Consider the following 8,366-nt stretch of genomic DNA (forward strand, 5'->3'; position numbering starts at 1 on the left):
TCCCACAGCCGGTCGAGCGCCACCCGCAGCGTGTCGTCGCCATATTCGGTGGCGATATCGGCCATGCCCGAATAGAGATACATCGCCCTGACCGCGTGGCCGACGACCTTGTCCTGATCGCGCACCGGCTTGTGCGACTGGCTGTATTCGTAGGTCTTGAAATGATAGGCTCTCGGGTCGGCGCCGCGGGCACGCGCCTCCTCGTCGAAATAATGCGGCTGTTGGCCTCGCTGGTCGATGAAGTATTTGGCAAGGTCCATATACTTTTGCTGACCGGTGACCCGCGCGAGCTTGACAAGCGCCAGCTCGATCTCCTCGTGGCCGCAATAACCCTTCTTCTTGCCGGGCTCGGGACCGAACGTCTCGGCGATATGGTCGACATAGCGGCACATGATGTCGAGCAGCTTGCGCTTTGCCGTCGCCTGGTAATAGGCGACCGCGCCCTCGATCAGGTGGCCGGCGCAATAGAGCTCGTGACAGTCGCGCAGGTTGGTCCAGCGCAGGCCGGGCTGGATACGCTGGTACCAGCTGGAGAGATAACCGTCGGGCTGCTGCAGTTTGCCGTACATGTCGATGACGGCGTCGATCTTCTTCTCCAGCTCGTCATTGCGGCGGCGATACAGCGAATAGGCCGCGGTCTCGATCGTCTTGCCCCAATCGCTGTCCCAGAACATCTGGGTCGTCACCGTAGATCCAGTGAACTCGTTGCCGGCGGTGGCTGCCTCGTCCGGCGAGGGTGAGTGGAACGGAATGACGACGCCCGGCGATGGCCGGTCCGGGTCGATCTGCTCCAGCATGCGCGCCTCGACGCAGCGCTCGTAGAGGATGTCGGCGGTCCTGGTCGCGACGGCATCGACGCGGTCGCCCCAGAAGCCGCGCACATCGACCTGCGGCACGGGCAGCGGACGGAAGGCGAGTTTTGGCTTGCCCAACTTGCTGGTTTGGCCCGGCGTAGTGCCCTGACTGACGGATTGCGATGCGGTCATCAATTTACTCCGGTTCGATTCGATTGGTCACTTCACGGCCCCTGCCATGAGGCCGCGGATGTAGAAGCGCTGCAGCAACAGGAAGAGCACCAGGCATGGCACCATCATCACGGTGACGCCGGCCTGCACCGCGCCCCAGTCGATGGCGCCGAAGCGGCCGGACTGCAGCGCCGTCATCATGATCGGCAGCGTGAATTTGGACTGGTCCGTCATCAGCACCAGCGCCGCCAGGAATTCGTTCCAGGCACCGAGGAATGCGAACAGCGCGATGGTGACGATGCCCGGCCAGACCAGCGGCAGCATCACCCTCAGCAGCATGGTGACATTGTTGGCGCCGTCCATGCGGGCGGCTTCCTCGATCTCGCGCGGCACCGCGTCGAAGGCGTTGCGCATCATGAAGATCGAGAACGGCAGCTGCAGCGTGACATAGACGCAGACCAGCCCGGTCAGCGTGTTGTGCAGGCCGATCTTGGTCAGCACCAGGAAGATCGGCGTCAGGATCGACTGGAACGGGATCATGATCGTCGACAGGATGACGACGAAGAGCAGGTTCTTCAGCGGAAAGCGGAAGCGCGAGAAACCGTAGCCGGCCAGCACGCTGACGATCACCGACAGCACCACCGTCATGACAGAGACATAGATGCTGTTTTGCGCCGGCAGCCAGAGGCCATCGCCGAAAGTGTTGAGCGTGGCGTAATTCTCGACCGAAAAACCTGTCGTCGGCCAGGGCGGCAGCGGCGGCTGACGCGACTCCTGCGCCGGCTTGAACGCCGAAAGCACGGTCCAGACGATCGGCGCCAGGAACAGCAATGAGGCGATGATGCCCGTCGAGTGCTCGGCGATCTGCATGCCGATGCGGGTTCTGCGGCTCCTTGCCTGCGCCATCAGTCAACGCCCTCCGGTTGGCGCAGCAGCCGCAGCTGGATCAGGCTGAGTGCGACCAGGATGATCAGCAGGATCATCGACAATGCGGCTCCGTAGCCGAGCTTGAACGACACGAATGACTGGTTGAAAATCCAGTAGACGGCAGTCAGCGTCTGGTTGCGCGGCCCGCCGCGCAGGATGATGTAGAACTGGTCAAAGGCGAGCACCGAACCGGCAACCGACAGGATCAGCGCCAGCGCCAGGGTGCGGCGCATCAACGGCAGAGTGATAGCGCGAAACCGCGCCAGCGGCCCTGCCCCGTCGATCATCGCCGCCTCCTGCAGATCCGGCGGGATGGATTGCAGGCCGGTCATCAGGATGATCATGGTGAATCCCGCCACCTTCCAGACGACCATGGCGATAATCGACCAGAAGGCCGGCTGGAACGTCGCCAGCAGATTGACCTTCTTCTCGGTCAGGCCGAGTTCGAAGGCGGCCGGGCTGAACAGGCCGGAATCGACATTGAGAAGCCAAGACCAGAGCAGGCTGGCCGAGGCGAAGCCGATGACCGCCGGCATGAAGAAGGACGTCCGGTAGAAGCCGGTCAGCGGCCGCGGCCTTTCGATGAAAAGCGCCAGCGGAAAGGCGACGGCGAAGATCGCGATCGTCACCACCACCGTGTAGTAGCCGGTGAATTTGAGTGCGTTCCAGAACCTGGTGTCGCGCAGGATCGCCCAGTAATTGTCGAGGCCAATGAACGAGTGCGCGCCCATCAGCGGCCAGTTGTGCAGCGACATCCACGCCGTCATGCAAAGCGGGATGATGAAGAAGACGACGACAAGGGCGACGGCCGGCGCGACATAGAGCAGGCCGATCCACTGCCGGCGGCCGGCGCCGACCAGTTTGCGGCGACGCGCTGGGGTGGAAATTGCTGCGATGGAGGTCATGCCTGTTCTTCCGTTGGCGCTACGTCCCCCTCCCCCTTGCGGGGAGGGTCCGGCCGCCCGGGGTGGGGTCGCCTCCGACGCGCGCCGACGCAAAAGAACGTCGAGCACTGCCGAGATGACCCCACCCGGACCTGCGGTCCGACCTCCCCTCGAGGGGGAGGTTACGCCTACTGTTGCGGCGCCGAGTCGATGATCGACTGCATGGTTTCCTGCGCATTGGCGATGGCGCCATCGACGTCTTCGCCGAAGAAGACCTCGTTGACCATCTGGTTCCACGGACCGTTGGCCGAGTTGATCAGGTCGTTGAACACCACCGAATAGGGCGTGCGGCCCTTGGCCATGGCCTCTGCGGCGACCTTGTAGCGCGGGTCGAGCTCCTTCAGCGCCTCATTGGCGATGTCGCCGCGCACCGGAAGGCTGCCATATTTCGCCAGGATGGTCTGGCCTTCGAGCGAATAGGCGAAATCGAGGAACTTCTTCACCACCGCGATCTTGGTGGTGCCCTTGGTGACGACAAAATTGTCGCCGCCGGCGAACGACGACCAGCCGCCATCCTTGCCAGGCAGGAAGGTGACGCCGTAGTCGATGTCTGGGTATTGCGTGTTCAGCGCGCCGATGGCGAAGGCGCCGGACGGCGAGATGCCGATATTGCCGGCGGCAAACGCAGCAAAGAAGTTGGAGCCGGTGTCGGTCTGCGCGCCTGCCGGCACCAGGTCCTTCTTGACCATCGAGCGGTAGAGGTCGATGGCGCCGCGCAGCTGCGGGCTGTCGAGCGTCGCCTTCGAGCCGTCCTCGGTGAGGATGTCGCCGCCCGAGGCCCAGATCAGCGGCGTGAAGGTGAAGATGTTGCAGCCGCCGCAATTGCCGGAGAAATAGAATCCCTTGGTGTCGCCGCCGAGCGCGTTGACCTTTTCGGCATAGGCTTCGATCTCGGCCCAGTTGGTCGGGCCCTTTTCAGGGTCGAGACCGGCCTGCTTGAACAGCTTCTTGTTCCAGATCAGCACCGAACTATCGGCGGAGAACGGCAGCCCGTAGATGCGGCCCTTGTAGGTGCCGGTCTTGACATGCGCCGGCGACAGGCTCGCGAAATAAGGCAGGGATTTCGCCCAGTCGGTGATGTCTTCCAACTGGCCGGCGGCAGCGAAGGACGGCGTGTAGATCAGGTCGAGCGACAGCGCATCGGGTGCTGTGCCGCCGGCGGCGGCCGCGCCGTATTTCGGGATGATCTCGGCATTGGGGATGATGTCCAGCTTTATCTGGTTCTCATGCCCCTTGTTGAAGGCGTCGACGATGCGCGGCATGAAGTTCGAGCCGTCGGCGCGAACCCAGATGTTGGCGGTCTCGGCTGCGGCCGGCCCGACTGCTGCCAGCGTGGAAAAAATGCTCGCGGCAAAGGCGAGCCCGGTAAATATGGTCCTCATGTTCTCCTCCTCATGTTTCTGTTTCCTGCAACCGCGCTCCCAAGCGGGTGGCTATCGGCACGGCTGCCTTTAGTTTCATGCATGTCGTTATCCCAAAACCGCTATGCACTTTTGGGCGACATGCATTCGTTCAGCCGTCCGGCAGACGGCCGCATGACTGACGCACCACCAGCCGGCACGGCAGTTTTCGGATGCCCGGCTCGGCGGGTTCGCCGCCGACGAGCGAAAGCAAGGTGAGGCCGGCCTCGCGCCCGAGTGCCGCCAGGTTCATGTCGACGGAGGTCAGCGGCGGGCGGGTTGCCTCGGCCACGATCTGCCAATTGTCGAAACCGATGACGCCGACATCGTCCGGCACGCCAAGGCCGCGCTCGCGCAGCGCGTCGATGACGCCGCGCGCGATCTGGTCGTTGCCGCAAAAGACGGCATCGGGTTTTTCGTCCCCACTCTTCGACAGCTTACCGTCGAAGAGCTTCTTCACCGCCTCGTGACCCCATGCTTCCGACCACGATCCGAGCAATGGTTCCATGACCGGCAAGCCTTTCTCGGTCAGCACGTCACGATAGGCCTGTGCCCGCGCGTGCACCACCGCAAAACTCGCCGGCCCGGTGACATGGGCGATGCGGCGCCGCCCGAGCCGGCAAAAGTGCTCGACCGCCAGGCGCGCACCGCCGGCGTCGTCAGACACAAAGGCGACGGCGCCGGGATCGGGCTGGGTGAAGGCATAGATCACGGGAACGCCGAGATTGGACAGGTCGACCGGCAGATGGCGATCGATGCGCTTGCCGGTGGCGATGATGCCGTCGACGCGCTTGTCGAGCATGGCATCGACATGGAGCTGGCCGAGGCGCTTGTCGTCCTCGACGTTGCAGAGAAACACCGAGACGCCCTTGTCGACCAGCGCATCCGAAATGCCCGACATGACCGGCAGCGAAAAGCGGCCGTAGGTGTCGTTGGTCAACAGCCCGACGGTGAAGGAGCGCCGCCGCAACAGGCTCTGGGCCAGGCTGTTCGGGCGAAAGCCAAGCCGCTGCGCCGTCTCGCGAATGCGCTCGCGCGTCTCAGCCGTCATCCGCCCCTGCCCGTTCAGTGCCTTTGAGGCCGTGGCGACGCTGACGCCGGCAGAGGCAGCCACCTCGCGCAGGGTGACGGGGGTCTTGGCAGAGACTGGCTGGGCGTCGGAGGCCATGGTGCGTGGCGAATCCCTTGGTTGGGAAAAGGTTTTCTCTTGTTGGCCTGCGAGACGCTGATTGGTGAGGTCAGCGGGTTAGGAGCGCCTTGGGAAAAGGTTTTCTCAGGGGGAGATTAGGGGAAGGTATAGGGGATGGCAAGTGGGATAGATTTGGTTTTGGGCGTGTCTAAGATTTCTTGCTAGGGCGCCATTTCAGACGTCAGTGAATGCAGCCACTATGGTCCCGACTCGGGTTCATATCGGACGTTTCCGGTCTGACGCCGCGCGGATCCCTCCCGCCATTGATGCGATCGAGTTCGCAGCCACCTGGCGGAAGTTGGAAGCTTCTGATCCGCCCTTTCTTGCTGCTGCGGTAGGAAGACTTCTTGATTCAGCCGCAAGCCCAAATTGCTGGATTTGGCAGCCCAGGAAGGATAGGCTTGGTTTTTGGTTCAAGCGATGGAACAGAGACTAGCCGCAATTCTGGCTGCCGATATGGCGGGCTACAGTCGGCTAATGGAGGCCGACGAATCCGGCACGCTCGCACGCCTTCGGACCCATCGCATAGAACTGGTCGATCCCGCCATCGCGAAGAACAAGGGCCGGATCATCAAGACCACCGGAGACGGCATGCTCGTTGAGTTCCAGAGCGTGACCGATGCCGTGAAATGCGCCGTGGAAATCCAACAGCGCATGAAACGGCGCAATTCGGATGTGCCGCAAGAACGGCGTATCGAATTCAGGATCGGCATAAATCTCGGCGACATCATTTTCGAAGATGAGGACATTTTCGGCGACGGCGTCAATATTGCCTCGCGCATCGAGCAACTCGCCGACGTCGGCGGTATCTGCGTGACCGCAGCGGTGGCGACCCAAATTGCCGACCGTCTCGAAATTGCCATGGAGGACCTGGGCGAGAAGATGTTAAAGAACATCAGCCGCCCGGTTCGCCTCTATCGCATTGGGTTTGACAGTCCTGTCCTGCCGGAAGTCGAGGCAAAGCGATCCATCTCGAAACCTTCGATAGTGGTGCTGCCATTCAACAACATGAGCGGCGACCCCGAGCAGGAATTTTTCGCGGACGGACTGACCGAGGACATCATCACCGAACTGTCCCGCCACCATGAGCTGTTCGTCATTTCGCGCAATTCCAGCTTCGTCTACAAGAACCGCGCCGTGAATGTGCGCGAGGTGGCCGAGAAACTCGACGTCCAATACCTGGTGGAGGGAAGCGTCCGCAAGATCGGCGACAGGGTGCGCGTAACGGTTCAGCTCATCGACACGGCGAATGACGCTCATATTTGGGCAGACAAATATGACCGGAAGCTGGACGACATATTCGCGATTCAGGATGAGGTGACCGCGGCGATCGCAGCCACGCTGCCCGGTCGTGTCGAGGCGGCTCAGCGGGACCAGCTCGCGCGGGCGAAACCTGCAAACATGGCCGCCTATGAGTGTGTGCTTGCCGCCAAGGTGCTGCATCACCGAAGCACGATTGCGGATAATGAACGCGCGCAAACCTTGATAGGCAGGGCCGTCGCGCTCGACCCCGATTATGCTCATGCCCATGCCTGGCGGGCCTGCATCCTTGGCCAGGCCTGGGTCCATAACTGGTGCGAAGACAGGGATGGCGTATGGAACGACATCATGGCAGCGCTGGACAGGGCGTTGGCGCTGGACGACAACGATGCCGATGTCCACCGCATCCTCGCCGCAGTGAACGTGAACAACAATGAGCTGACCACAGCGCGCTACCATCAAGAGCGCGCCCTCGCCCTCAATCCCAATTACGACCTCGTGGTGGTGCAGCAAGGCGAGTTATTGACGTGGCTGGGGAGGCCGGAAGAGGGAATTGAATGGATCCGCAAGGCAATGCAGTTGAACCCGCACCACCCGGAGAGGTTCTGGAGCCATCTGGGAAAGGCGCATTTCGCCGCGCGCCAGTATGGCGAGGCGATCGAAGCTTTCATGCATCTGTCAACCATGGACTCGGTTCAGCACGCTTTCGCCGCTGCCTGCTACGGCTGGCTCGGCGACGAAATCGCGGCCGCGGCGCATCTAGCCAAGATCAGAACGCTCGATCCCCAATTCGACCTCGATTCATTTATCGCCACCCTGCACTTCGCCCAGGAGTCTGACGTGCAGCACGTCCGCGAAGGACTGCTGAAAGCCGGTATTGCCGACCTGTAGCCAGCCCGCGACTACGAACCAGATCCAATCGAGGACAGGCAAAAAAGATCGGCCCCCAACCCGATGCGGACCTTGTGGCATGACCGAACGACGGGCGGCTTAGGGTCGTCAGAGGCGGCCGTTCCACTCACCTACCAACACGCTGCCACGCCGGCGGTGCTTCACTGCTTGAAGCAGTGGTCGCGGTGCCATTGCAAGAAACAAGGATGCGGGCGGTCAAACTGTCGGCGAGGCGGAAGCACGCGACGGGTCCTGTTTATGAATGCCTGCACGCTGTCGAGGTCATTGACCTGTCGCGAGATCAGAATTTCCAGATCGTCGGATAGGCTGATCAGCCCGCGATCGAACATCCAATGCGCTGTACCGGATAGTGCGATCCCGTTGTTGATGACATCCGGGCCGTTCGCTTCGACCGGTCGAATATGGGCGGCTGAAACTTCTGCTCGGCCGCCGCCATTTATCAACTTCAGTCCCGTGATCGCGCACCGCTCGTCATAGGCGCGCAAGACGATGCGACGGAAAATGCGGTCCCGTACAATTCGCGATCCGATGTAGTTTACGCGATCACGGCTCTGCTCGAACTCGAACGGCGCCTGCTCATCCTGAAAACCGGTAGATGTGCCGACCTCATCAAGGCGCGGCAGCAACAACTCACTCGTGTCCAGGCCCAAATCGATAATGCGGTTGAAGTCGCCTGGACTGATCTGCCGGACGGCCGATTGGGCGCGACCGGAAATCCGTCCTTGGTCGTTGAGTAGGCCTCGTTCAACGAGACCATCAGGTCCGTTAA

General features: G+C 61.9%; 7 protein-coding genes. 1 reads left to right on the forward strand and 6 read right to left on the reverse strand.

Features of this window, described 5'->3' with window-relative positions; genetic code table 11:
- The 5 genes from EOA85_RS19945 to EOA85_RS19965 all read right to left on the reverse strand — a co-directional run.
- The coding region (locus EOA85_RS19945) for a beta-L-arabinofuranosidase domain-containing protein (protein WP_164759762.1) at positions 1-986 on the reverse strand (986 nt) is incomplete at its 3' end.
- A 27-nt stretch (positions 987-1,013) separates the two neighbouring features.
- Positions 1,014-1,871: a carbohydrate ABC transporter permease gene (locus tag EOA85_RS19950; RefSeq protein WP_065009682.1), complete on the reverse strand. Its 858-nt coding sequence runs from the start codon at positions 1,869-1,871 to the stop codon at positions 1,014-1,016.
- On the reverse strand, positions 1,871-2,797 hold the full coding sequence (locus tag EOA85_RS19955; protein ID WP_095521830.1) for a sugar ABC transporter permease: 927 nt from the start codon (positions 2,795-2,797) through the stop codon (positions 1,871-1,873). Before EOA85_RS19955 ends, EOA85_RS19950 begins: the two co-directional genes overlap by 1 nt.
- Before the next feature lie 167 nt (positions 2,798-2,964).
- Positions 2,965-4,218, reverse strand: a complete 1,254-nt coding sequence (locus tag EOA85_RS19960) for a sugar ABC transporter substrate-binding protein (protein ID WP_127210882.1) — start codon at positions 4,216-4,218, stop codon at positions 2,965-2,967.
- Positions 4,219-4,348: 130 nt separating this feature from the next.
- The gene (locus EOA85_RS19965) at positions 4,349-5,404 is read right to left on the reverse strand and encodes a LacI family DNA-binding transcriptional regulator (RefSeq protein ID WP_127210883.1); all 1,056 of its coding nucleotides are present in this window, start codon (positions 5,402-5,404) and stop codon (positions 4,349-4,351) included.
- 441 nt (positions 5,405-5,845) lie between these two features.
- On the opposite strand from EOA85_RS19965, the gene EOA85_RS19970 reads away from it, so the two are divergent.
- The gene (locus EOA85_RS19970) at positions 5,846-7,576 is read left to right on the forward strand and encodes an adenylate/guanylate cyclase domain-containing protein (protein ID WP_127210884.1); all 1,731 of its coding nucleotides are present in this window, start codon (positions 5,846-5,848) and stop codon (positions 7,574-7,576) included.
- Positions 7,577-7,737: 161 nt separating this feature from the next.
- On the opposite strand, the gene EOA85_RS19975 is transcribed toward EOA85_RS19970, so the two are convergent.
- Positions 7,738-8,366 (reverse strand): HNH endonuclease (locus EOA85_RS19975; RefSeq protein ID WP_127210885.1); only part of this gene is annotated, 629 nt, incomplete at its 5' end.

Source organism: Mesorhizobium sp. M5C.F.Ca.IN.020.29.1.1 (assembly GCF_003997375.1).
GTDB classification, from domain to species: Bacteria; Pseudomonadota; Alphaproteobacteria; order Rhizobiales; family Rhizobiaceae; genus Mesorhizobium; species Mesorhizobium wenxiniae.

Excerpts from the sequence above, each read along its gene's own strand:
- EOA85_RS19950 (WP_065009682.1), bottom strand. The coding sequence starts at position 1,871 with ATGGCGCAGGCAAGGAGCCGCAGAACCCGCATCGGCATGCAGATCGCC.
- EOA85_RS19955 (WP_095521830.1), bottom strand. The coding sequence starts at position 2,797 with ATGACCTCCATCGCAGCAATTTCCACCCCAGCGCGTCGCCGCAAACTG.
- EOA85_RS19960 (WP_127210882.1), bottom strand. The coding sequence starts at position 4,218 with ATGAGGACCATATTTACCGGGCTCGCCTTTGCCGCGAGCATTTTTTCC.
- EOA85_RS19965 (WP_127210883.1), bottom strand. The coding sequence starts at position 5,404 with ATGGCCTCCGACGCCCAGCCAGTCTCTGCCAAGACCCCCGTCACCCTG.
- EOA85_RS19970 (WP_127210884.1), top strand. The coding sequence starts at position 5,846 with ATGGAACAGAGACTAGCCGCAATTCTGGCTGCCGATATGGCGGGCTAC.